The organism is Streptomyces sp. NPDC052701, assembly GCF_040678355.1.
Classification (GTDB): Bacteria; Actinomycetota; Actinomycetes; order Streptomycetales; family Streptomycetaceae; genus Streptomyces.
In genome coordinates, this window is record NZ_JBFATO010000022.1 from 59,185 (window position 1) to 81,533 (window position 22,349).

Consider the following 22,349-nt stretch of genomic DNA (forward strand, 5'->3'; position numbering starts at 1 on the left):
TTGCGGGACGTAGCCCCGGCCGGCTTGCGGGAAGTGGTCCGCGGCCGGCTCACGGGAAGCAGTCCCCGGCCGCCCCCGGCGGCCGGCCCGACGTGCGGGCCACCGTCAGCCCGGCAGCCCCCGCCAGCCGCGCGAAGGCCGCCGCGTCCTGCACCGCCGCCGCGTTCGGGTCGTTGTTGAAGTACGCGTACACGTCCTCGCCGCCGGACCAGGCGGCGGCGATCCGGCGCACCCACGTCCCCAGGGACCGCCGGCCGTAGCGCGGCCACGGCTGCGCGCGGCCCTGGTGGAAGCGGACGTAGCCCCAGTCGGTGGTGCGCCACAGCGGGGCCGTGGGGCGGGCCAGGACGTCGGCCCAGCACAGGGCGGCCTTCCGGGAGACGAGGACCGCGCGGACCCGCGGTGTCCACCAGGAGTCGTGGCGCGGCTCGACCGCCACCCGGGCCGACGGCGGGAAGCAGGCCAGGCAGTCGTCCAGCAGGGCCGGGTCGGCGCGCAGGGTGGGCGGGAGCTGGAGGAGGACCGGGCCCAGGCGGTCGCCCAGCCCCGCCGCGCGGCTCATCAGGCGGTCCACCGGCTCCCGGGGGTCCCGCAGCCGTTTGACGTGGGTCAGGAAGCGGCTCGCCTTGACCGCGACGACGAAGTCCGCGGGCACCCGCTCCCGCCACGCCTCGAACGTCTCGCGCGCCGGCAGCCGGTAGAACGCGTTGTTGATCTCCACCGTGGCGAAGTGCGCCGCGTACTCCTCCAGCCAGAGCCGCACCGGCAGCCCGGACGGGTACAGGACGTCCCGCCAGTCCTTGTACTGCCAGCCCGACGTGCCGACGAAGAGGGTCATATCCCCATCAGAACACCGGCCGGGGTTCCCTACAGGTACAGCCCCGCGTCCGCCCCGCCCCGCTGGTCCGGCAGCGCCGTCGGGGAGGTGCCGCGGCGCAGCGCGTACAGCTCGGCCAGTGTCGCGCCCTCGCGGCCGACGCCGTCCTCCCGGCCCAGCCAGTCCACCGCCTCGGAGCGGGTCAGCGGCCCCACCTCGATGCGGGCCAGGCAGCGGCCGGGCCGGACGACGGCCGGGTGGAGGCGTTCCAGGTCCTCGTTGGTGGTGACGCCGACCAGGACGTTGCGGCCCTGGCCGAGCAGGCCGTCGGTCAGGTTGAGCAGCCGCGACAGCGCCTGGCCCGCCGTGTGCTTGGCCTCGCCGCGGATCAGCTCGTCGCAGTCCTCCAGCAGCAGCAGCCGCCAGCGGCCCTTCCCGGTGGGGTCGTCCTCGCCGATCGCGATGTCCATCAGGTAGCCGACGTCGGAGAAGAGCCGCTCGGGGTCCAGCACGCAGTCCACCTGGCACCAGTCCCGCCAGGAGCGGGCCAGGGTGCGCAGCGCCGACGTCTTGCCGGTGCCGGGCGGCCCGTGCAGCAGGAGCAGGCGGCCCGCGATGTCCTGCGGGCCCGTCTTCATCAGGCGGTCCATCGCGTCCGCCACCGGCGCGGTGTAGTTGGCCCGCACCTCCTGCCAGGTGCCCGCCGCGATCTGCCGGGTGGTGCGGTGCGGGCCGCGGCGCGGGGAGACGTACCAGAAGCCCATCGTCACGTTCTCCGGCTGCGGCTCGGGCTCGTCCGCCGCGCCGTCCGTGGCCTGGCCGAGGACCTTCTCGGCCAGTTCGGCACCGGTCGCGGTCACCGTGACGTCGGCGCCCCGGTTCCAGCGGGAGACCAGCAGCGTCCAGCCGTCGCCCTCGGCCAGCGTCGCGCTGCGGTCGTCGTCGCGGGCCACGCGCAGCACGCGCGCGCCCGGCGGCATGAGCGTCGCCCCGGGCCGCACCCGGTCGATGTTCGCCGCGTGCGCGTACGGCTGCTCACCGGTCGCGAAGCGGCCGAGGAACAGCGCGTCGACGACGTCGGCCGGGGAGTCGCTGTCGTCGACGGTGAGCCGGATCGGCAGTGCCTCGTGCGGGTTCGCGGACATGCCGCCCATGATCCGGCACGGGGACGCCGCGCGCACCCGGTTTCCGGGTGCGCGCGGGACGACTCCGTCAGCCCCGGGGGCCGGTGACCAGCCGCCCGGCCCGCCGCGCCCCGCGCACCAGGGCGTACCCCTTGGTGAGGGCCCGGTCCGCGGCGAAGGTGCGGGCGATCGCGCGGCCCCGCACCACCCGCTCGAACTCCTCCAGGCCGGTGCCGCGCCGCACGGTGACGCGGCGCAGGGCGTACGGCCCCTGCCGGCGCCGCGCGAGGTCGTTGCCGACGGCGAGCGCCTGGGCGTACCCCGTCTCGCGCACCGCCGCGCGGACCCGGCGGCTGGAGTAGCCGTAGGGATAGGCGAAGGAGGCCGGGGCGCGGCCCAGCCGGTCGCCGAGGATCTCCCGGCAGCGGACCAGCTCGAACCGCAGCCGCGCGTCGGGGAGCTGGTCGAGCTGCGGGTGGCTGTGGCTGTGCCCGCCGATCTCCACGCCCGAACACGCCAGTTCGCGCACCTGGTCCCAGTCCAGCATGGTGTCCGGGGCGCCCCCGGTGTCGTACGGGCCGCGCAGCCAGCCCGTGGTGACGAACAGCGTGGCCGGGAAGCCGTGCTCGGCGAGGGTGGGCAGGGCGTGGCGGTGCACGCCCTCGTAGCCGTCGTCGAAGGTGATCAGGACGGGCCGCCCGGGCAGCGGCCGTCCCGAGCGCCAGCTCCCCGCCAGGTCGGCCGTGCCCACCGGGGTGAAACCCAGCTCCGCGAGCAGCGCCATCTGCCGCGCGAACGCCTCCGGCGTCACGGACAGCGCCCGGGTGGCGACGTTCGGGTCGGCCGCGACCGCGTGGTACATGAGGACCGGCACGGGCGCCTCAGCCACGGCCGCCCTCCCGCACCGGGGGCACGCGGAACGTGAGCGCGCCGCGCCGCGCCCGTACGCCGCCCACCACGTACCCGCCCGCCGCCGTGAGCACCCCGGCGACGATCGCGCCGGCCCGTCCCGCGCCGCCCGGGCGGGCCAGCAGGGCGTCGCGCAGGCCGCGGGCCACTCCGGCCGGCAGGACCCGGGTCGCGTACCGGCGCTCCGACTCCAGTCCCTTCCCGGCGCCGACGCTCCGGGCCACCAGGGCCTTCGACAGGCCCTCGGCGTACGTGCGGGCGCGGAAGTACCGGAAGCGCTCGCGCGCCTCGGGCACCCGGTGGTGGATCACCGCGCGGTCGTCGATCAGCAGGACCGCGTCGGGCAGGGCCCGGCCCAGGCGGATGCACAGCTCCGTCTCCTCGCAGCCCAGCGGGCGCTTGTCGCCGTCCCGCCCGATGCCGGTGGCGAAGCCGCCCGCCGCGTCGAAGGCCGTGCGGCGGAAGGAGGCGTTGCCGCCCAGGACGTTGCGCACGCGCACGCGCCCGTGCGGCAGCCCGCGGTAGCTGCAGCCCACCACCCAGTCGAACTCCTCGGGGAACCAGGCGGGCCGGCGGCCCGAGGCCCACACCGGCACCGTGCGCCCGCCGACCGCCATGACCCGCGGGTCGGCGTAGGCCTCGGCGAAGCGGCCGAGCCAGTCGCGCTCGGCCACGGCGTCGTCGTCGAGGAAGGCGACGACCTCGCCGCGCGAGGCGGCGATCCCGGTGTTGCGGCCGGCGGACAGGCCGCGGGGGCCCGCGTTGGCGAGCACCCGCACGTCCCCGGCCTCCTCGTACTCCTTGCCCAGGCGCTCCAGGAGGGGCTGGTTGTGGTCGACGACCAGCAGTGTCTCCAGAGCGGGCCGCGACTGCGCCCGCACCGAGGCGACCGCCGCGAGGATGTCCTCCCAGCGGTCCTCGGTGTAGGCGCAGATCACGACCGAGATCCGCGGGGCGGAACGTGCGGGGTCGCTCAAGACGCCTCTCCCCGGACCGCGTCGAGCATCGGCGACCGGCGGGTGCGGCGGCGCAGCGCCCGCCGGTTGGAGCGCTCCTTGAGGATCACGCCGAGCACCCGGAACCCGTCCCGTACGGCCCGCAGGTTGCTGGTGCCGTGGATGCGGAGGTACTCGTGGCTGGGGATCTCCTGCACCTTCAGCCCCGCCTTGACGACCCGTATGTTCATCAGGGTCTCGACCTCGAAGCCGGTGCAGTCGAGGTCGATCTTGTCCAGGCAGTGCCGCCAGAACGCGTTGTATCCGTAGCAGAGGTCGGTGTAGCGGGCGCCGAACTTGCGGTTGACGACGGAGCACAGCGCCCGGTTGCCGAGCCTGCGGACGAAGGTCATGTCGTCGGTGCCGCCGCCGTTGGCGAAGCGCGAACCCTTGGCGAAGTCCGCGCCCGAGACCAGGGCGGAGACGTACGACACCATCTCGTTGCCGTCGGCCGAACCGTCCGCGTCGACCATCACGATGATGTCGCCGGTGCAGGCCTGGAACCCGGTGATCAGGGCGTCTCCCTTGCCCTTGCCGCGCTGCTCGACGACCTTGACGCCGGGCCACAGGTCGCGGGCGACCCGGACGGTGTCGTCGGTGGAGTTGCCGTCCACCAGGACCACTTCGTGGATCCAGTCGGGCAGGGTCTTGAAGACGTACGGCAGGTTCTCCGCCTCGTTCATGGCCGGGATCACCACGCTCACCGGCGGTGCTATGGCCAGGTGCGAGGAGACGGGCCGGTACGTGCCGGCGGTGGATGTCCCGGCGGGCGACGGATCGGGGTCCGTGGTCGCCGGTTGCAGAACTGAGCTCATGAGTCCGGTCCCTCTCGTCCGGTGGACCGCCCGCCCCCGGGCGGTCCGGTTCTTGTCCGGTTCGAAAGGGGGGTTCTCACCCGCGCACGCCGAGGTGGAGCTTCGGGCACGCCGGGTGAGCTGGCAAAGCTGGCCGGCCCGCGGAAAACGGCAGCCGACCGCGCGGCACGGCCCGGTCACCGTTGCGGTCACCGGGCACGGCACCCCCCTACCGCGCCCCGCGCCGGTTCGTCGCGGTTCCGAGCCCTCCCCTGAGCCGCGTGCTGACGGACCGATGCGGGTGAGATGTATGACGGTATTGACGATTGAACCCGTATGGCAAGACCTGAAAGGAAGTCTCACGTTTTTGTTGGTTTGGCCGTTGCGTTCCTCTTCCGGGTCACCAGCATGGCGGTGGCATCCGGGCGCGCAACCACGCCTCGGACCGGGCCGATCGGTTCCGGCCGGGTGGGGGTGAGTACCTCGTCCATGGGCGCGGGATCGCGCCCGGTTGCGGAAGTCCTGGTACGGATGACGCGCATGGCCGGCTTTGCCCCCCGAAGCGTCGGATGCCGGGCTTCAATGTGACGCAGTGCCAGAGGGGCGTCAAGGGCGCGACGGCCCGGTCTCCGGAAATCGTCCGGGATTGAACAGGTGTTCCCCGGAGGCCGGGCGGGCCTCCGGGGAACGGGGTTCAGGACTGCTGTGCCGTCAGGGTCACGGCACGATCTGCAGCAGCCGGTTCGGTGAACCGGTGCCCGCGCCGGTGACCTTGCCGGTGGTGGCGCCGGCGACCAGGGCCGAGGCGACCTGGGAGGGGGTGGCGGAGGTGTGGTTCGCGAGGTAGACCGCGGCCGCGCCCGCGACGTGCGGCGTCGCCATCGACGTGCCGGAGATGGTGTTGGTCGCGGTGTCGCTGGTGTACCACCCCGCCGTGATGGAGGAGCCGGGCGCGAAGATGTCCAGGGCCGAGCCGTAGTTGGAGTAGCTCGCCTTGGCGTCGGTGCTGGTGGTGGCGCCGACCGTGATGGCCTCGGAGACGCGCGCCGGGGAGGACGAGGAGGCGCTGGTGCTGCTGTTGCCGGCCGCGACCGCGTAGGTCACGCCGCTGGCTATGGAGTTGCGGACCGCCGTGTCCAGGGCGGTGGAGGCGCCGCCGCCGAGCGACATGTTGGCGACCGAAGGGCCGGAGTGGTTCTGCGTCACCCAGTCGATGCCGGCGATCACGCCCGCGGTGGTGCCGGAGCCGCTGTTGTTCAGCACCCGCACGGCCACGATCTTCGCCTTCTTGGCGACGCCGTACGTCGAGCCCGCGACCGTGGTGGCCACGTGAGTGCCGTGACCGTTGCCGTCGGAGGCGGTGGTGTCGCCGTCGACGGCGTCGTAACCGTAGGAGGCGCGGCCGCTGATCTGCTGGTGGGTGATGCGGACGCCGGTGTCGATGACGTAGACCGTCACGCCGCTGCCCGCGCTGTCCGGGTAGGTGTAGGTGCCGGAGAGCGGCAGGGAGGGCTGGTCGATGCGGTCCAGGCCCCAGGGGGCGTTGGTCTGGGTGGCGGCGAGGTGGACGCGCTGGTTCTGCTCGACGGAGGCCACCGCCGGGTCGGCGGCGAGCCGCCTGGCCTCGGTCGCGGAGAGGGTGGCCGTGTAGCCGTTCAGCGCCTTGCCGAACGTCTTCTTCACCGTGCCGCCGTACTCCTCGACGAGATCCCTGCCCGCCGCCGAGGAGGCCTTGAGGCCCGCGCTCTTCTTGAGCGTGACGATGTAGCTGTCCTTGACGGCGGTGGGGGAACCGGCGGCGAGCACCCGGCCCTCGGCGGGGGCGGCCTGGGCCGGGAGGGCGGTGAGCCCGCCCACGAGGGCGGCGGCCGCCGCCGACGTGATCGCGGCGAACCGGAGTCTGTTGCTGCGCAGAGGTGCCATTACGGGGGAGTCCTCCTCCAGGCAGCGCGTGCCCGGGTGGGGCGCGCGCGAAGTGGGGGGTGTGCGCGGGCTCGCGCACACGGCCGGGAGCGTCGCGTTCCGCTCCGAGCCGGAGTAAGCGTCGGCCGTCCGCGCTCCCGATACAAGGGAGTTGAACACTTGACAACGAATCTGTCATGGCCATGAAACAAAAACCCCGGTGAGCGCGCCGGGCGGATCCCGTGAAGTCCGCAATAGTTTTGGCATGGACACTTCCCGTCAACACGCGTAGTTGCTAACACAGTTAGGGCAGAGATCCTGCTAAAGGGAGGCTCCATGAGACGTTCCCGACTTGTCCTCTTCCTGAGCTCACTGCTCCTGACCGCCGGCACCGCCCTCACCGGGGCGGTGTCGGCGCATGCGTCCCAACTCACCGCGTCCGGGGGCTATGTGGCGCTCGGCGACTCCTACTCCTCCGGAGTCGGCGCCGGCAGCTACGACAGCGCCAGCGGCGACTGCAAGCGCAGCACGAAGGCCTTCCCGCCCCTGTGGGCCGCCGCCAACGCACCCTCGTCCTTCCACTTCACCGCCTGCTCGGGCGCTCGAACGGGTGATGTTCTGGCGGGACAGCTCGGCCCGCTCAGCTCCACCACCGGCCTGGTCACCATCACCATCGGCGGCAACGACGCCGGTTTCGCCGACGTCATGACGACCTGTGTGCTCCAGACCGACAGCGCCTGCGTCTCCCGCATCAACACCGCCAGGGCCTACGTCGACTCCACGCTGCCCGGCCAGCTCGACAACGTCTACTCGGCGATCCGCTCCAAGGCCCCCAACGCCCGTGTCGTCGTGCTCGGCTACCCCCGCTTCTACAAGCTCGGCACCACCTGCCTCGGCCTGTCCGAGACCAAGCGCAAGGCCATCAACGACGCCTCCGACCACCTGAACGCCGCCATCGCCAAGCGCGCCGCCGACCACGGCTTCGCCTGGGGCGACGTGCGCCCCACCTTCACCGGCCACGAGATCTGCTCCGGCAGCTCCTGGCTGCACAGCGTCAACTGGCTGAACATCGGCGAGTCCTACCACCCGACCGCGGCCGGCCAGTCGGGCGGCTACCTGCCGGTCCTGAACAGCAACGACTGACCGTCCCGAACGGCAGCGACCGGCCGTCCTGAACGGCAGCGACCGACCGTCCCGAACGGCAGCGCCCGGCCGCGACACGGCCGCACCGGATCCGCCCACCGCATCCGGCCCGTTCACCGCGAGGCCGTGCCGGAAGGAGAAGGGGGAGGTCCCGCCCGTCGGGGTCTCCCCCTCTCCCGTCACCGGGAACGGCACCGGGCCGTCCCGCGCCGCCTCCCCTCCTCCGGGCGGATCCCGGAGTTCTCGCCGCTTCCCCGTGAAAGCGGCTCAGCCGAGTGCGCTCGCCGCCCCCTTGAACACCAGTCCGGCCCCCAGGGCGACGACGACGAACGCCGACCCCAGCGGCGCGGTCCGGCGCACCAGCGCTGCCACCGGGCCGGCCGTCCAGCGGGGGCGCCGCTCCAGCAGGCGGTTCACGCCGCTGCCCGCCTTCACGACGGCGTACCCGGCCGCGGTGAGGGTCAGGGCCAGACCGACGCCGTAGGCGACGACGAGCAGCAGACCGAACCACGCCTGGCCGAGCGCGGCGGCGCCGACCAGCACGACCACGGCGGACGGACTGGGCACCAGTCCGCCGGCGAAGCCCATGAGGATCGTGCCGCGCAGGGTGGGGGCGGTGGGGTGCGTGTGGGTGAAGCCGCCGTGGCTGTGCGGACGGGCGTGCGGGTGGCTGTGACCGTGGTCGTGGTCATGGCCGTAGTCGTAGTCGTGGTCGTGGTCGTGGTCGTGGTTGTGATCACGGCCGTGATCGTGACCGTGGTGAGGATCGTGAGAGGGGGCGGGACGGCCGGTACGCGGGTGCGGGTGCGAGCGCGGATCCCCGGATGGGTGCGGGTGTTCGCGGTGGCGCAGGGCCCGGCGTACGAGGCTCACCCCCGCCAGGGTCACCAGGACGCCGCTCGCCACGCCGAGCCAGGCGATCACCGAGGGGGCGGCGGCCGAGCCGGCCGTGACCAGGAGGCCGAGGGCGACCACGCCCAGGGTGTGGGTGACCGTCACCGAGGCGGCCAGGGGCAGCACGTCCTTCATCCGGGCCCGCCCGCCCCGGGCGGCGGCCGTCGCGGCCATGACGGTCTTGCCGTGGCCCGGGGCGAGCGCGTGCACCGCGCCGAGGGCGACGGCGACGAGGAGGGCCAGCGCGGCGAAGCCGGCGGTGAGGTCGTGCCGGGCGACCAGGTCGTCCAGGGCGCGTGTCCAGCGGTCGGCACCGCGCGGCAGGACGGCGGCGGGGGCGTCGGTCTCCTCCCCGGCCAGGGCCGGCCCGCCGGGGCGCACGCGCAGGGAGGCGGTCGCGGTGTCGGCCGGGGAGGAGAGCAACTCCTCGGGGTAGCGGGTCAGTTCGGCCGACACCGACCTGTCGGGCACGTCCGACGCGGTGAGCGTCGTCCGGTCGCCGCGCGCGGTGATCTCCCGCCAGCCGGGTCCGGCCGCGGCGCCCGCGCCGCGGAAGCCGACGGCGACGGCGGTCCCGCCGGGCAGGGGCGCGGTCAGCCGGCACTCCACGCGCAGGATGTCGAGCCCGGCCTGGCCGGGCCGCACGCGCGCCCGGCTGCTGTGCGCGGTGAGGGCGACCGTACGCCCGTCCACGGTGACCTCGCTGTCCCGCGCCGCGCTCTCGCACCGCTGCCGGGCCCACGCCGTCATGCCCTGCCGCTCGATGTCCGGCCCGGCCTGGGCCGCCGGGATCTCGGCGAGGTCCTCGACGTGGTGGACGCGGAGTTCGCCCGGGGCGGCGACGAGGCCGTCGTAGCGGTTGACGGTGAAGTTGCCGAGGGGGTGCGCGCTCGCGGTGGCGGCGGGGAGCAGGGCGAGCGCGCAGGCGGCCGTGAGGACGGCCGCGCCGCAGGCGAGCGGACGGCGCGGGGTCACCGGGACGCCTCCAGGTCCTTCAGGGCCTTGCGGGCCGCACGCGCGCCCAGGGGCGAGAAACCGGGGTTGAGCTCCAGGGCGGCCCTAAGGGCGGCGCGGGCCTCGCTCCCGTGCCCGGTGGCGTATTCGATCATGCCGCGGTGGTAGAGGAGGACGGCGTTGCGGTGGCCGGTGGCCGTGGCCCGGCGGGCGTACGGCAGGGCCTCGGCGTCGCGGCCGTTGACGTGCAGGGCCCAGGCCAGGGCGTCCGCGGTGTGCACGCTGTGCCGCCGGTTCCACTCGGCGCGGGCCGCGCGCAGGGCCTCCTTCGCGTCGCCGTGGTCGGCGGCGGCCGACGCGGTGTCGAGGTCGGCGTTGACGCCGCCCGCGCGGGCGAGGGCCGTCCAGGCGTCGACGAGGGCGTACTGGTCGCGGGCCCTCGCCCGGTCGCCCGCGGCCCCCCGGGCCTCGTACAGCTCGCCGAGGGCGACGAGCGGGCCGGGCAGGGGGGAGCGGGCGACGACCCGCTCGAGACCCGCGACGGCCGCCGCGCGGTCACCGCTCGCCGCCTGGGCGCGGGCGCGGCCCTCCAGGGCGGGGATGTGGTCCTCGTCGGCGGCGAGGGCGCGGGCGTAGTGCCGCAGGGCCGTCCCGTACTCGCCCTGGCTCCAGGCGAGCTGGCCGAGCGCGGTGGCGACGTACGCCACGTCCGCGGGCGAGGCGGCACCGGCGAGCGCCTGCTCCAGGACCCGGCGCGCGCCGCGCACGTCGCCGCGCAGCTCCCGCACGTACGCGTACCGCGTGAAGACGGGCACGCCCGGCCGCCTGCCGTCGGCGGTGTCCGCGGCCTCGGCTGCCTCCGCGTACCGGCCGAGCTCGACGAGGGCGTCGATACGGCAGGACAGGGCGCGTTCGTTGTAGGGGTTCTGCCGCAGGGCCCGCTCGGCGTGCTCCAGCGCGCCCGTGAAGTCGTGCCGGGCCGCGGCGAGGGCGGCGCGCCCGGCGAGGGCCTGGTCGTTGCCGGGCGCGAGGGCGAGGGACCGTCCGAGCGCCCGTTCGGCCTGCGGATACCGCGAGGGGTCCCCCTCGGTCCGGGCCTGCTCGACGTAGGCCAGCCCGAGCACGGCCCACGCCCCGAAGTCGCGCGGCTGGGCCCTGAGATGGGCCTGGAGGGAGCGGACGCCCGCGTCGAGGTCACCGCCGGCCGGCGCGCCCGGCGCCGGCACGACGCCCGCGGCCGGGGCGGCGGCCGCGGCGCCGCGGGCGTCCCGTACGCCCTGCGACGTGACGGCCCCCGCGGTCATCGCGACCGCCAGCAGCGCGGCACATCCCGCCAGATGAGCCGCCCGCCACCGCCGGCCGGGGTACGCCGCCCGGGCGTCCGCGCCGGTGCCCCCGGAGCCGGTCCCCGGTCCGCCGCCACCGGCCGCGGCGGCCACCGCTGCGCCGCGCGCGGACGTTCCCTCCTCCCGTGCGGCGGACGGGTCCGTGGCGCGCTCGCGCCCCGGTGCCCTGACCGGCTGTGCGCCGGGTCGGCGCCGCGACGCGCTGTCGTTCGTACGCGGAGACATGCCCTCTCCTCGGTCGGCTCGCTCTGGGGAAGTCGGCGGCGCGGCCCGCCGTGGGGGACGGGGGTACGGGCCGCGCCTGTCGGTGGGGGAACGGGTCAGTACGCCCGGTTCCGCATCCGGCGCCACCACATCAGGCCGCTGCCGATCAGGAGGATCCCGCCGGCGCCCGCCCCCGCGGACAGGGCGATCAGGCCGGTGTCGCCGGAGCCCGGCGCGCCGGCCGGCCGCAGGGCGTCGCCCAGCTGGTTGCGGACGTCGTCGCCGCCGTCGACGCCCCCGGCGAGCGGGCCGCGCGAGCCCTCCGTCGGGTCGGCCAGGTACGGGAAGGAGCGGCCGAACTCCTTGTCGTTGGCGTCGACCGCGTCGCCCAGGTCGTTCTTGGCGCCGAGCAGTTCGCCCTCGACGACCTGGAGCGAGGCGTCGATGACGTCGTCGGTGAGGCGACGGCCGTTGGGGAAGCCCGCGTTGTCGCCGTCCAGGACACCGAGGCGCTTGGGTTCGGCGGCCGGCTTGACGGAGGTGTTGAGACGCAGCTGCTCCGACGGGGTCACACCGGGCGGCCGGTTGAGGCCCTCGACGCCCTTGAGGAACACGTCGACCAGGTCGTCGCGCGGCTCGGCGGGCGCCTCGATCCTGTAGATCGCCTCGATCAGCTTCGGCAGCTCGGGGTGGGTGACGTTCTCCAGGAACCGGGCGTCGTCCCGCGGCGCGGACGCGTTGAACCTGTCCTTGTCCCTCTGCGGGTTGACGACCTCGTTCACGAGGGGGTTGCCCAGCCGGGAGACCTGGGTGAAGTGGCCCCGCGCGTTCTTGCGCCGCGTGGTGGACCAGATACCGACCACCGGCTGGTCCGCCGACTCGGTGAGCAGGTGGTGGGGGACCTGCAGGGCGATCGAGTTGACGTTGTAGCCCTTGAGGGTGTCGTTGCCGACCTCGGAGAGGTTCCCGCCGTAGAGCAGGTCGAAGACCCGCAGGTCCAGGAAGAACGGGTCGTCGGCCTGCCCTGCGAACGTCGTCGCGCCCCCCGCCAGCCGGTGGATCGCCTGCTTGCGCAGCGTGCCGTAGTCCGGCATGGACGCCTTGCCCACGTTCGACGGCGCCACCGGCACGTCGTCGGCGATCTTCGTCCGGGACACCGGGTGCCGGCCCTCCAGCCTCAGCAGTTCGACGTCGTACGTCTGCGTCACGTTGAGGTCGGGGTCGTCCAGGCTGGTGACCGGGCCGGTGTTGTAGAGGAACGTCTTGTCGTTCCTGACGTGCGTGGCGAACGTGTAGCGGAACAGCAGGTCGTCCTGCGCGTCGCCGTCGTTGTCGATGTGGAGGTCGTACTGGGCGTCCTCGGCGAACGTGAAGAAGTTCGGGCCGCCGGCCGGTTCCTCGAAGGGGATCCAGTTCGCGATGATCGTCGTCGTGTCCGGCTTGTCCGGGCTGACGAAGGCGTACACGTCCGTGTTGTCGTACTGCGGGGTCCCCGAGATCAGCGGGGCCTCGCGGTGGCTGGAGGCGGAGGCCGCCTCAGGTTCCAGCGCGGTCACGCCGGCGGCCGCGAGCCCGCCGGCGGCCAGCGCCCCGCAGATCAGGGTCGCGAGGCTCCCGCGTCCCGCACCGGTCCTGGAGAAAGGTGTCATGCCGTCCGTCCTCAGTGCCAACTTGCCTGACGCCCGGGGATTCGGAGTGGGGCCGGAGGCGGATTGGTCGGAGGCGGGAACTTCTTCCGGCGCCGCTTTTCCGCTGCCGCACCCGCGTTTTCGGCCCCGTGATCCGTACCTCCTCTGCGGAGGCGCGCGTGCCGCGCACGCCTCGTGTGCGACGGGACGGTGGGAATGCCTCGAGTGGTGGGACGGGCCGCGTGCCGGCCGGGAGAGGGGGACCGAGTGGAGGCGGACGAACTCCTGCTGCTGGTGGGAGGCGGTGACCAGAACGCCTTCGAGCAGTTGTACGGGCTGGTGTCCGGGCCCGTGTACGGACTGGTGCGGCGGGTGGTGCGCGACCCCGCCCAGGCCGAGGAGGTGACCCAGGAGGCGCTGCTCGAACTGTGGCGGTCGGCCGCGCGGTTCGACCCCGGCCGGGGCAGCGCGCTGTCCTGGATCCTCACCCTCGCCCACCGCCGCGCCGTCGACCGGGTGCGCAGCGTCCGCGCGGCCGGGGAGCGCGAGCGGCGCGAGGCGCGGCGGGCCCACCATCCCGCCTTCGACCAGGTGACCGAGGAGGTCGAGGCCGGTCTCGAACGCGAGTGGGTGCGCCGCTGCCTGGACCGGCTCACCGCCCTGCAGCGCCAGTCCGTCACCCTCGCCTACTACGAGGGCTACACCTATCGTGAGGTGGCCGAGCGGCTGTCCCTGCCGCTGGGCACGGTGAAGACCCGCATGCGCGACGGACTGACCCGGCTGCGCGACTGCCTGGGAGGTGCGGCATGAGCCTGCTGGACCGGCTGCTGCGCCGCGAGGACCCGCACTCGCTGGCCGCCCCTTACGCGCTCGACGCGCTGGAGCCCGCCGAACGCGTCCGCTTCGAGAAGCACCTGAGCGGCTGCGAGCGCTGCGCCGCCGAGGTGCGCGTGCTGTCCGAGGACGCCGTCCGGCTCGCCTGGTCGACGGCCGCCCCCGCTCCGGCCGCCCTGCGCGAACGGGTCCTCGCCGCCGTACGGACGACTCCGCAGGAACCGGCGCCGGCGCGCGAGCACAGGCCCACGCTGCCGCCGCACGTGTGGGGCACCCGGCCGCCGCCGGCGCGCCCCCGCGCTCCCTGGCCGCGCCCCCTGTTCGTGCCGTTCGCCACGGCGACGGCCGCCGCGGCCCTCGTGGTCGCCTCGCTGTTCGCCGTGCAGGCCGGCCGGACGCAGGACCGCCTGGCGGCGGAACGCGCCCAGACGCGTGAGATCGCCCACGTTCTCGCCGCTCCGGACGCGCGCGCGGGCAACGGGCGGGACGCCCGGGGCCGAACGATCGGAGTAATCGTTTCCGCATCGGCGGGGCGTGCCGTCGTCACCCTCGGCGGGTACGGCGAGCCCTCCGGCGGGCGTGTGCACCAGCTGTGGGTCATGCGCCCGGGCGCACCGCCGCGCTCCCTCGGGCTCTTCGACGGCGACACGCCCTTGGTGGCTTCCGGCCTCGGCCCCTCCTCGGCGTCACTCGCCGTAACCGTCGAGCCCGACGGCGGTTCACCCCGGCCGACCGGTCAACCGATTGTCCAACTCGCCCTGAAATCGCTCGGATTCGGAGAGTAATCGTCAACCGCCTTGCGGGGAAGGTGAATCCTGTGACCGTGATACACGCGTGCCCCGACGGGGCGATAGGGTTACCCTGCCCGGGCCGGGTGGACTCGTACGGGTGGGGAGTGACATGGAGCAGATAACAGTGCGCAGCAGGGCGAGGGTCCCTGCGATCACCTACGGGAGCAGTGCGAGCAGTTCGCGTCTCGACCGTCATCTCTCGATACTGGCGGGACCCGCGGTCCCGCAGCGGGAGACCGCCGAGGCGACGTCACTGATGCTGGAGCTGACGGCGCGTGAGCCCGGGCACCACCGCGGCGGCGGGGGTGCGCGCATGCGCCACGTCTCGCTCTTCGCGCCGCTGCGCAGGCTGCGCCGTTCGCTGTTCGGCGGCCGCTAGGACCCACCGCTCAGGCGGCCACACCGTCCCGGCGCAGCGCTGCGCACTCGCCGTCCGTCATCCCCGCGGCACGCAGCGCCGCCCCGGTGTCCCCCCGGGGCGCGGGCACGTCCCCGTCGGTGCCCCCTTCCCGCCCGGCCGTGACCGGAGGCTCCCCGTCCACCAACTCCGGCACCCGGGACATGCGTCCGACGTGTGTCCGGCGACCACCGCCTGCCGTGCGCGTACCGACGTACGGCGACGATCCGGAGAGGGTGCCGGACAGGGCGCCCGGGCGTGTGCCGGACGCCTTCGAGCCCGGTGACCGGGGCGGCGGCTAGAGCAGCGTGAGCTGCCCCTCCGGTCCCTCCTCCTGCCCGTCCAGCACCGAGGCGGGCCGACGGGCCGCGTCCGGGACCGGAAGCACGCCCGCCGCGCGCAGCTCGGCCGTCGTGACCGGGTCCGGCACCGCCAACTCCTCCTGCAACGGGCGCACTTCCGCGAGCAGGGCCAGGACCGTGATCAGCTCCAGCAGCTCCGACGTCCACGCCTGCGGCCAGGTGGCCGGGCCGATCGCGGCCAGCGTGCCCGGCTCGGCCCCGGCGGTGCGGGCCGCGAACCACCGCTCCAGCACACGGCCCCCGGCCACCTCGAAGTCCCAGGCCTGCGGCGGCACCGGGGAGATCCGGCCCTCGTCCAGGAACAGGGCCTCCTCGTCACGGTCGTAGCGCAGCACCGACGGCCGGGCGGGCAGCGGCGCGCGCACGTACGGGCGGCGGCCGCCGGGAAGTCTGGGGCGCTCGCCGTCGCGGCGCATCAGCCACAGCATGCGGCGGCCCAGCTCCACGCCCCGTGCCCAGGCGCCGGCGTCCCCGGTGAGCGGGACGGCCGGGCCCGGGCGTACCGCGGCCACAATCCAGGCCAGCACGTCCAGCGGGGCGGGGGAGCCGCCGCCGAGCCGCGCGCCCAGGTGCTCCGCCAGGCCGGGCGCCAGGTTGGGTTCCGCGCCGCCGGGGCGGCGGTACAGGGGGCGGACCCGGCCGGAACGTGGCACCGGCAGCAGGGAGGTCGCCAGCAGGAGCGGACCGGGGGCCTCGGCCTCCACGGCGAAGACCTGGTGCGCGTCCGCCACCCGCCACAGCTCCGGGCGGGCCGCGTCGATGAGGCGGTGGTCGGGGATGAGCCACTGCTCGTCGAAGGGGGCGCGCAGCACGCGCACCGGCTCCGGGCAGGGGCCCGAGGCGCGCAGCAGCCTCTCGGTGCCGCCGCTGCGGCCCGGCAGCCGGCCGACCGCCGTGCGCAGCGTCCGGGAGCGCGTCGGCTGGAACAGCGCTTCCCGGTCGGGGCCCCCGGCCTTCATCAGGGCGTCCCAACGGGCCTTCAAGGACGCCGCGTCGGGGGCCGCCGGCCAGCCCCGGCCGAGCCGCGGCGGTGCGACGGACCACGGCATGAGGTCCGCCAGCGGCGGAGCGTCGTCGTGCGTCACGCTGGGCATCGTACGGCCTTGCGCCGGCCGGCGGCGGGGGCCCGTCGGGTCAGGTGGCGTCCAGGGTCACCGTGAAGGAGAACCGGTCGCCCCGGTAGTGGATGACGGCCACGTCCAGGGGGCGCCCGCCGGTGTCGTAGGTGACGCCCGTGTAGTGCAGGATCGGGCTGAGCAGCGGGACGTCCAGCAGCCGCGCCGTCTCCGGGTCCGCCAGCCGCGCCTGGACGGTGTCCGTGATGCGGCTGATGTCCGCCCCCACGACGTCCCGCAGCACCTTGGTCATCGGCCAGCGCACCAGGTCGTCCAGGTCGATGCGGGCGGCCAGTTCGGGACGGACGTAGTTGCGGGCGTGGTTGGTCGGCTCGCCCGTCTTCTCGTCGCTGCGCAGCCGGTGGTACGTCGCCACCTCGCCCAGGTCCGGGAAGTGCTCGGCGAGTTCGGCGGGCACGGGCGCCGGTCCGTGGTCCAGCAGCTCGGTCGTCATGCCGGACTGCTGGGCCACGATGGCGTCCACCGAGCCCAGCAGGCGCACCGGGGCGCCCCGGTGCGCGCCGGGCTCGATGAACGTGCCGCGCCGCCGGTGCCGGGAGATCAGTCCCTCGTCCTCCAGCTCCTTCAGCGCCTGCCGCATGGTCAGCACGCTCACGCCGTAGTGCCCGGCCAGCTGCTCCTCGGTGGGCAGGCGCAGCGGGTCCCGGGGCGAGCGGCCGAGGATCGAGGCGCGCAGCGACTGCGACACCTGGTACCAGAGCGGCAGTTTGCGGTTCAGGACGATCGAGTCCGGGGCGAAGGAGGTCACGGCTGCCATCCGTACCGGTAGCGAACGATCAGTGCAAGGGACCGACGGGGAGCGGTCGGGCGGGGGCCGACGGGAGCGGTCAGCGCGCGGGGCCGAAGTGGCGCTCCAGGCCCCGCCACACGTCGTCGTACCGCTGCTGGAGGTGCTCCGCCCGCTCCGCCTGCGGCGTGAGGGTGATGGGCCAGCGGGTCTCGAACATGAACGCCAGCCCGTCGTCGATCTTCTGCGGCTTCAGCTCGACGGCGCTGGCCCGGTCGAAGGTCTCCCGGTCCGGCCCGTGCGCCGACATCATGTTGTGCAGCGAGCCGCCGCCCGGCACGAAACCGCCCTCCCCGGCCGTCTTCGCGTCGTAGGCGCCCTCGATCAGGCCCATGTACTCGCTCATCACGTTCCGGTGGAAGTACGGCGGCCGGAAGGTGTCCTCGCCCACCAGCCAGCGCGGCGCGAAGACGACGAAGTCGACGCCCGCGAGGCCGGGGGTGTCGCTCGGCGACGTCAGCACCGTGAAGATCGACGGGTCGGGATGGTCGTACGAGATGGTCCCGAGCACATTGAAACGGCGCAGGTCGTAGACGTACGGCACGTAGTTGCCGTGCCAGGCGACGACGTCGAGCGGGGAGTGGTCGTACGTGGCCGTCCAGAGGTTGCCGCAGAACTTGTTGACCACCTCCACCGGGCCCTCCACGTCCTCGTACGCGGCGACCGGCGCCCGGAAGTCCCGGGCGTTGGCGAGGCCGTTGGCGCCGATCGGGCCGAGGTCGGGGAGGCGGAAGGGGGCGCCGTAGTTCTCGCACACGTAACCGCGGGCGGCCGGCGCCTGCCCGCCCTCGGGCGCCGTGTCCAGCAGTTCCACGCGGAAGCGGACCCCGCGCGGGACGAGCGCGACGTGGCCCGGCTCCACGTGGAGCCGGCCGAACTCGGTGTGCAGCAGGAGGCCGCCGCGCTCCGGGACGATCAGCAGCTCGCCGTCGGCGTCGCTGAAGACGCGCTCCATGGACGCGGTGGCGTGGTACAGGTGCACGGCCATGCCCGTGCGCTGGGTGGCGTCGCCGTTGCCGCCGAGGGTCCACAGGCCCTGGAGGAAGTCCGTGCCGGCCGGGGGCCGCGGCAGCGGGTCCCAGCGCAGGCGGTTGGGGTCGGGGACCGCCTCGGTGAAGGGCGCCGTGCGGATCGCGCCGTTGCCGGTGCGGGTGAACGGCGGGTGCGCGGCCGACGGGCGGATCCGGTACAGCCACGAGCGGCGGTTGTGCGCCCGCGGCTCGGTGAACGCCGTACCGCTCAGCTGCTCGGCGTACAGGCCGAGCGGAGCGCGCTGCGGCGAGTTGCGGCCCTCGGGCAGTGCGCCCGGGACGGCCTCGGAGCTGTGCTCGTTGCCGAAGCCGGACAGGTAGGTCAGCCCTTCGGCGGTCTTCCGCGCGTCCGCGCCCATGCTCGCTGCTCCCTCACGGATCCGATTCCTATGCGTCACCGTAGGATTGCGGTTGCCGTGGCGCAAGGGGTGGGGCGGTCCCGTACGCCGGACGGTGTGGTCCCGTACGCCGGACGGTGTGGTCCCGCGCGCCGCCGTCCTCCTCGCGGAGTCCTCTGCGCGGAGGAGGGGAACCAGACCCAAGGGGGATCCGGGGCGCCGGACCGCTGTTCTACGCTCCCGGGCATGACGTGGACGCGGAACCTTCCCGCCGCGCTCGCGGCCGGTGCCCTGGTGCTGGGCGGATCCGCGGGCTGCGGCCTCGGTGAGGCGCGGGAACCGGGCGGCGGGGTGTCGTCCTCGCCGGCGGGCGAGCTCCTGGGGGACGGCGACGGCAAGGGGCGGCCCTACCGCGAGGCGGACGAGGAGAGCGCCCCCGGCGTCGGCGTCGAGGTGCAGCCCGGCACCGGCGGCGCCTGGGAGGTACGCCTGACCCTGCGCAACTTCCGCCTCTCACCGGTCGGCGCGGCCCGCGAGGCGGTGGCCGGGCGCGGTTTCGCACGCCTCTACCTGGACGGCCGTCCCGTCGCCGAACTCCGCACCCCGGAGCACCGCCTGCCCGCCCGCCTCGTCCCGCGCGGCACCCACCACGTCACCGCGCGGCTGTACGCCGACGACGGCACGGTGTGGGCCGTGGACGGGGAGCCGGTGCAGAGCACGGCCGACATCACGGTGTCGGAGCGGGGGACGGAGCCGGTGTCGCGGGCGGAGCCGACGCCGGAGCGGGAGGCGGGCCCGGCGCCGGAGCCGGTGCGGTGAGCGGTGAGCGTGCACGGATGAGTGCAACGACGCCCGGTCCCGTATCAGGAGGCGAGGTTCACCGCACCGCGCCGGAAAGGCATCATGAAGCCCGTGCCCCACGCGACATCGCTCCGCCGCGCGCCCGTGCAGCGGCGCAGCGCCGAACGGCTGACCAGGATCCTCGACGCCTGTGCCGACCTGCTCGACGAGGTCGGCTACGACGCCCTGAGCACCCGAGCCGTCGCCCAGCGCGCCGACGTGCCCATCGGCTCCGTCTACCGCTTCTTCGGCAACAAGCGGCAGATGGCCGACGCGCTGGCCCAGCGCAACCTGGAGCGCTACTCCGAGCGGGTCGCCGGGCGTCTGCACGCGGTCGGCGACGCGGGCTGGCGCGCGGCCCTGGACGCCGTCCTCGACGAGTACCTGGACATGAAGCGCACCGCGCCCGGCTTCTGCCTCGTCGACTTCGGCAACCAGATCCCGGTCGGCGCCCGCCGCGCCGAACCCAACCACCGGGTCGCCGACCACCTCACCGGTCTGCTCGCCGGCTACCTCGGCCGCGAGCCCGACGAGGGACTGCACCGCGCCGTCCTCGTCGCCGTCGAGACCGCCGACACCCTGGTCCACCTCGCCTTCCGGGTGGCCCCGGAGGGTGACGAGAAGGTCATCGCGGAGACGCGGGAGCTGTTGCGGGCCTATCTGGCGCGGGTGCTGGACTGACACGGAGGGCCGGCGGCTCGGGCGCCGGCCGTTCCCGTCGCCCGTCCCCGGCCGGGCGCGCGGCCGTCCGGCCCGTCCCCGCCCGCCCCTCCCCAGCATGCATACCGGTCGGTATGCTCAGTCCGTACGCGCGTCGCCGTCGCCGCCACCGTCCGGGAGGTCCCGTGTCCCGCACCGCCCTGCGTATCTGCCCGTTGTGCGAGGCCACCTGCGGCCTGACGCTCACGATCGAGGGAACCCGGGTCACCGCCGCCCGCGGGGACCGCGACGACGTGTTCAGCCGCGGGTTCGTCTGCCCCAAGGGCGCCTCCTTCGGCGCCGTGGACTCCGATCCCGACCGGCTGCGCGTCCCGCTCGTACGGGACGGCGGCACGCTGCGCGAGGCCACCTGGGAGGAGGCCTTCGACGCGGTCGCCGCGGGCATCCGGCCCGTCGTCGAGCGGTACGGCCCGCACTCCGTCGGCGTCGTCCTCGGCAACCCCAACGTGCACACCATGGCCGGCGCCCTCTACCCGCCGCTCCTGATCGCCGGACTCGGCACGCGCAGCCTGTTCACCGCCTCCACGGTCGACCAGATGCCCAAGCACGTCTCCAGCGGACTGCTCTACGGGGACGCCAACGCGATCCCCGTGCCCGACCTCGACCGCACCGACCACCTGCTGCTCATCGGCGCCAACCCCCTGGAGTCCAACGGCAGCCTGTGCACCGCCCCCGACTTCCCCGGCCGCCTCAAGGCGCTCAGGGCCCGCGGCGGCACCCTCGTCGTCGTCGACCCGCGCCGCACCCGCACCGCGAAGCTCGCCGACCGGCACATCGCGATCCGGCCCGGCACGGACGCGCTGCTGCTGGCGGCGATGGCGCACGTCCTGTTCGACGAGGACCTCGTCGACCTGGGCGACCTCGCCCCCCACGTCCAGGGCGTCGGCGAACTGCGCGCGGGCGTGAGGGACTTCACGCCCGAGGCCGCCGCCGGGGCCTGCGAGGTCGACGCGGGGACGATCCGCGGCCTCGCCCGCGACCTCGCCGCCGCGCCCACCGCCGCCGTCTACGGCCGCATCGGCAGCTGCACCGTCCCGCACGGCACGCTCGCCAGCTGGCTCGTCGACGTCCTCGCCGTCCTCACCGGCAACCTCGACCGCCCCGGCGGCGCCCTCTTCCCGCAGGCCGCCACCGACAGGACGCCGCGCCCCGCCGGGCCCGGCCGCGGCTTCGCCCTCGGCCGCTGGCGCTCCCGGGTGAGCGGACACCCCGAGGCCAAGGGGGAGTTGCCGCTGTCCGCGCTCGCCGAGGAGATCGACACCGCCACCGGCGAGGGCGAGCCGGTCCGCGCCCTCGTCGCGATCGCCGCCAACCCCGTGCTGTCCGCACCCGACGGCGACCGCCTCGACAAGGCGCTCGGCTCCCTCGACTTCATGGTCAGCGTGGACCCGTACCTCAACGAGACCTCACGCCACGCCCACGTCGTCCTGCCGCCGCCCCCGCCCGCGCAGAGCCCGCACCACGACTTCGCCTTCAACACCCTCGCCGTACGCAACCAGGTCCGCTACACCCGCCCGGCCGTCCCGCTGGAGCCCGGCCGCATGGCCGAGACCGAGATCCTGGCCCGGCTGGTCCTCGCCGCCACGGGCATGCACGGCGCGGACCCCTCGGCCGTGGACGCGCTGGTGATCGAGCAGACCCTCGGCAAGGCGGTCCGCGAGCCGCACTCCCCGGTGCACGGCCGCGACCCCCGCGACCTCGCCGCACGACTCACCGGCGAGAACGGCCCCGAGCGCCGGCTGGACATGATGCTGCGCCTCGGCCCCTACGGCGACGGCTTCGGCGCACGGCCGGACGGGCTGAGCCTGGGCAAGCTGCTCGACCACCCGCACGGCATCGACCTCGGACCGCTGCGCTCCCGCCTGCCCCAGCCGCTGAGGACCAGGAGCGGCAAGGTGGAGCTGCTGCCGCGGCCGATCGCCGACGACCTGCCCCGGCTCAGGCAGGCCCTGGCCGAGCGCCCGGCCGGGCTCGTCCTCGTCGGACGCCGCCACCTGCGCTCCAACAACAGCTGGATGCACAACGTGCCCGCCCTCACCGGCGGCTCCAACCGCTGCACCCTGCACCTCCACCCGCAGGACGCCGAACGGCTGGGCGTGCGGGACGGGCAGGCCGTACGCGTGAAGGGCGCCGGGGGAGAGGTGACCGCCCCCGCCGAGGTCACCGACACGGTGCGGCCGGGCGTGGTGAGCCTGCCGCACGGCTGGGGCCACGACCGGCCCGGCACCCGTCTGACCCATGCCGCCACCGACCCCGGCGTCAACGTCAACCAGCTCCTCGACGGCAGCCTGCTCGACCCCCTGTCGGGCAACGCGGTCCTCAACGGAGTGCCCGTCGAGGTCGCCCCCGCGGACGCCGCACTGACCGAAAACCTCACCGCGCTGACCTGAGCAAAGCTGTGAC

General features: G+C 74.6%; 19 protein-coding genes. 7 read left to right on the forward strand and 12 right to left on the reverse strand.

From position 1 onward, the window contains the following. Positions 1 to 49: 49 nt before the first annotated feature. The 6 genes from AB0L29_RS23570 to AB0L29_RS23595 form a co-directional block, all read right to left on the reverse strand. Positions 50 to 838 (reverse strand): DUF72 domain-containing protein, encoded by a 789-nt coding sequence (locus AB0L29_RS23570; RefSeq protein ID WP_365829709.1) that lies wholly within the window; start codon positions 836 to 838, stop codon positions 50 to 52. 29 nt (positions 839 to 867) lie between these two features. Next, positions 868 to 1,962, reverse strand: a complete 1,095-nt coding sequence (locus AB0L29_RS23575) for a DUF5925 domain-containing protein (protein WP_365829710.1) — start codon at positions 1,960 to 1,962, stop codon at positions 868 to 870. A gap of 67 nt (positions 1,963 to 2,029) precedes the next feature. Continuing rightward, positions 2,030 to 2,803 (reverse strand): polysaccharide deacetylase family protein, encoded by a 774-nt coding sequence (locus AB0L29_RS23580; protein WP_365829782.1) that lies wholly within the window; start codon positions 2,801 to 2,803, stop codon positions 2,030 to 2,032. A gap of 19 nt (positions 2,804 to 2,822) precedes the next feature. Beyond that, positions 2,823 to 3,827: a glycosyltransferase family 2 protein gene (locus AB0L29_RS23585; RefSeq protein WP_365829711.1), complete on the reverse strand. Its 1,005-nt coding sequence runs from the start codon at positions 3,825 to 3,827 to the stop codon at positions 2,823 to 2,825. Continuing rightward, positions 3,824 to 4,660, reverse strand: coding sequence for a glycosyltransferase family 2 protein (locus AB0L29_RS23590; RefSeq protein ID WP_365829712.1), 837 nt, complete (start codon positions 4,658 to 4,660; stop codon positions 3,824 to 3,826). The genes AB0L29_RS23585 and AB0L29_RS23590 overlap by 4 nt, the downstream gene beginning before the upstream one ends. Before the next feature lie 696 nt (positions 4,661 to 5,356). Then, complete coding sequence (locus AB0L29_RS23595) at positions 5,357 to 6,562, reverse strand: S8 family peptidase (protein WP_365829713.1); 1,206 nt, start codon at positions 6,560 to 6,562, stop codon at positions 5,357 to 5,359. A 315-nt stretch (positions 6,563 to 6,877) separates the two neighbouring features. Here AB0L29_RS23595 and AB0L29_RS23600 point away from each other — a divergent pair, with 315 nt between their 5' ends. Then, positions 6,878 to 7,684: an SGNH/GDSL hydrolase family protein gene (locus tag AB0L29_RS23600; RefSeq protein WP_365829714.1), complete on the forward strand. Its 807-nt coding sequence runs from the start codon at positions 6,878 to 6,880 to the stop codon at positions 7,682 to 7,684. A gap of 267 nt (positions 7,685 to 7,951) precedes the next feature. Here AB0L29_RS23600 and AB0L29_RS23605 read toward each other — a convergent pair whose 3' ends face one another. From AB0L29_RS23605 to AB0L29_RS23615, 3 genes are all read right to left on the reverse strand, one after another. Next, positions 7,952 to 9,553, reverse strand: coding sequence for a nickel transporter (locus AB0L29_RS23605; RefSeq protein WP_365829716.1), 1,602 nt, complete (start codon positions 9,551 to 9,553; stop codon positions 7,952 to 7,954). Further along, on the reverse strand, positions 9,550 to 11,103 hold the full coding sequence (locus AB0L29_RS23610; protein WP_365829717.1) for a tetratricopeptide repeat protein: 1,554 nt from the start codon (positions 11,101 to 11,103) through the stop codon (positions 9,550 to 9,552). The genes AB0L29_RS23605 and AB0L29_RS23610 overlap by 4 nt, the downstream gene beginning before the upstream one ends. Before the next feature lie 95 nt (positions 11,104 to 11,198). Beyond that, entirely contained in the window at positions 11,199 to 12,731 is a 1,533-nt protein-coding gene (locus tag AB0L29_RS23615; RefSeq protein WP_365829718.1) for a DUF4331 domain-containing protein, read from the reverse strand. Positions 12,732 to 12,977: 246 nt separating this feature from the next. Here AB0L29_RS23615 and AB0L29_RS23620 point away from each other — a divergent pair, with 246 nt between their 5' ends. From AB0L29_RS23620 to AB0L29_RS23630, 3 genes are all read left to right on the forward strand, one after another. Beyond that, on the forward strand, positions 12,978 to 13,520 hold the full coding sequence (locus AB0L29_RS23620; protein ID WP_365829719.1) for a sigma-70 family RNA polymerase sigma factor: 543 nt from the start codon (positions 12,978 to 12,980) through the stop codon (positions 13,518 to 13,520). Further along, positions 13,517 to 14,329: an anti-sigma factor gene (locus tag AB0L29_RS23625; protein ID WP_365829720.1), complete on the forward strand. Its 813-nt coding sequence runs from the start codon at positions 13,517 to 13,519 to the stop codon at positions 14,327 to 14,329. Before AB0L29_RS23620 ends, AB0L29_RS23625 begins: the two co-directional genes overlap by 4 nt. A 115-nt stretch (positions 14,330 to 14,444) precedes the next feature. Continuing rightward, complete coding sequence (locus AB0L29_RS23630; RefSeq protein WP_365829721.1) at positions 14,445 to 14,714, forward strand: hypothetical protein; 270 nt, start codon at positions 14,445 to 14,447, stop codon at positions 14,712 to 14,714. Between the two features lie 316 nt (positions 14,715 to 15,030). Here AB0L29_RS23630 and AB0L29_RS23635 read toward each other — a convergent pair whose 3' ends face one another. From AB0L29_RS23635 to hmgA, 3 genes are all read right to left on the reverse strand, one after another. Then, the gene (locus AB0L29_RS23635; protein WP_365829722.1) at positions 15,031 to 16,188 is read right to left on the reverse strand and encodes a type ISP restriction/modification enzyme; all 1,158 of its coding nucleotides are present in this window, start codon (positions 16,186 to 16,188) and stop codon (positions 15,031 to 15,033) included. Between the two features lie 40 nt (positions 16,189 to 16,228). Continuing rightward, positions 16,229 to 16,978: a GntR family transcriptional regulator gene (locus AB0L29_RS23640; protein ID WP_365829783.1), complete on the reverse strand. Its 750-nt coding sequence runs from the start codon at positions 16,976 to 16,978 to the stop codon at positions 16,229 to 16,231. Between the two features lie 79 nt (positions 16,979 to 17,057). Then, on the reverse strand, positions 17,058 to 18,407 hold the full coding sequence (gene hmgA, locus AB0L29_RS23645; protein WP_365829723.1) for a homogentisate 1,2-dioxygenase: 1,350 nt from the start codon (positions 18,405 to 18,407) through the stop codon (positions 17,058 to 17,060). Positions 18,408 to 18,632: 225 nt separating this feature from the next. Between hmgA and AB0L29_RS23650 the strand changes: the two genes are divergently transcribed. The 3 genes from AB0L29_RS23650 (at position 18,633) to AB0L29_RS23660 (ending at position 22,336) form a co-directional block, all read left to right on the forward strand. Continuing rightward, entirely contained in the window at positions 18,633 to 19,205 is a 573-nt protein-coding gene (locus tag AB0L29_RS23650) for a hypothetical protein (protein ID WP_365829724.1), read from the forward strand. A gap of 84 nt (positions 19,206 to 19,289) precedes the next feature. Then, the gene (locus AB0L29_RS23655) at positions 19,290 to 19,907 is read left to right on the forward strand and encodes a TetR/AcrR family transcriptional regulator (RefSeq protein ID WP_365829725.1); all 618 of its coding nucleotides are present in this window, start codon (positions 19,290 to 19,292) and stop codon (positions 19,905 to 19,907) included. A 164-nt stretch (positions 19,908 to 20,071) separates the two neighbouring features. Further along, positions 20,072 to 22,336 (forward strand): molybdopterin oxidoreductase family protein, encoded by a 2,265-nt coding sequence (locus AB0L29_RS23660; protein WP_365829726.1) that lies wholly within the window; start codon positions 20,072 to 20,074, stop codon positions 22,334 to 22,336. Positions 22,337 to 22,349: the final 13 nt, after the last annotated feature.

Coding starts and splice junctions, on each gene's coding strand:
- AB0L29_RS23570 (WP_365829709.1), bottom strand. CDS start 838: ATGACCCTCTTCGTCGGCACGTCGGGCTGGCAGTACAAGGACTGGCGG.
- AB0L29_RS23575 (WP_365829710.1), bottom strand. CDS start 1,962: ATGTCCGCGAACCCGCACGAGGCACTGCCGATCCGGCTCACCGTCGAC.
- AB0L29_RS23580 (WP_365829782.1), bottom strand. CDS start 2,803: ATGTACCACGCGGTCGCGGCCGACCCGAACGTCGCCACCCGGGCGCTG.
- AB0L29_RS23590 (WP_365829712.1), bottom strand. CDS start 4,660: ATGAGCTCAGTTCTGCAACCGGCGACCACGGACCCCGATCCGTCGCCC.
- AB0L29_RS23595 (WP_365829713.1), bottom strand. CDS start 6,562: ATGGCACCTCTGCGCAGCAACAGACTCCGGTTCGCCGCGATCACGTCG.
- AB0L29_RS23600 (WP_365829714.1), top strand. CDS start 6,878: ATGAGACGTTCCCGACTTGTCCTCTTCCTGAGCTCACTGCTCCTGACC.
- AB0L29_RS23610 (WP_365829717.1), bottom strand. CDS start 11,103: ATGTCTCCGCGTACGAACGACAGCGCGTCGCGGCGCCGACCCGGCGCA.
- AB0L29_RS23615 (WP_365829718.1), bottom strand. CDS start 12,731: ATGACACCTTTCTCCAGGACCGGTGCGGGACGCGGGAGCCTCGCGACC.
- AB0L29_RS23625 (WP_365829720.1), top strand. CDS start 13,517: ATGAGCCTGCTGGACCGGCTGCTGCGCCGCGAGGACCCGCACTCGCTG.
- AB0L29_RS23630 (WP_365829721.1), top strand. CDS start 14,445: ATGGAGCAGATAACAGTGCGCAGCAGGGCGAGGGTCCCTGCGATCACC.
- AB0L29_RS23635 (WP_365829722.1), bottom strand. CDS start 16,188: ATGCCCAGCGTGACGCACGACGACGCTCCGCCGCTGGCGGACCTCATG.
- hmgA (WP_365829723.1), bottom strand. CDS start 18,407: ATGGGCGCGGACGCGCGGAAGACCGCCGAAGGGCTGACCTACCTGTCC.
- AB0L29_RS23650 (WP_365829724.1), top strand. CDS start 18,633: ATGACGTGGACGCGGAACCTTCCCGCCGCGCTCGCGGCCGGTGCCCTG.
- AB0L29_RS23655 (WP_365829725.1), top strand. CDS start 19,290: ATGAAGCCCGTGCCCCACGCGACATCGCTCCGCCGCGCGCCCGTGCAG.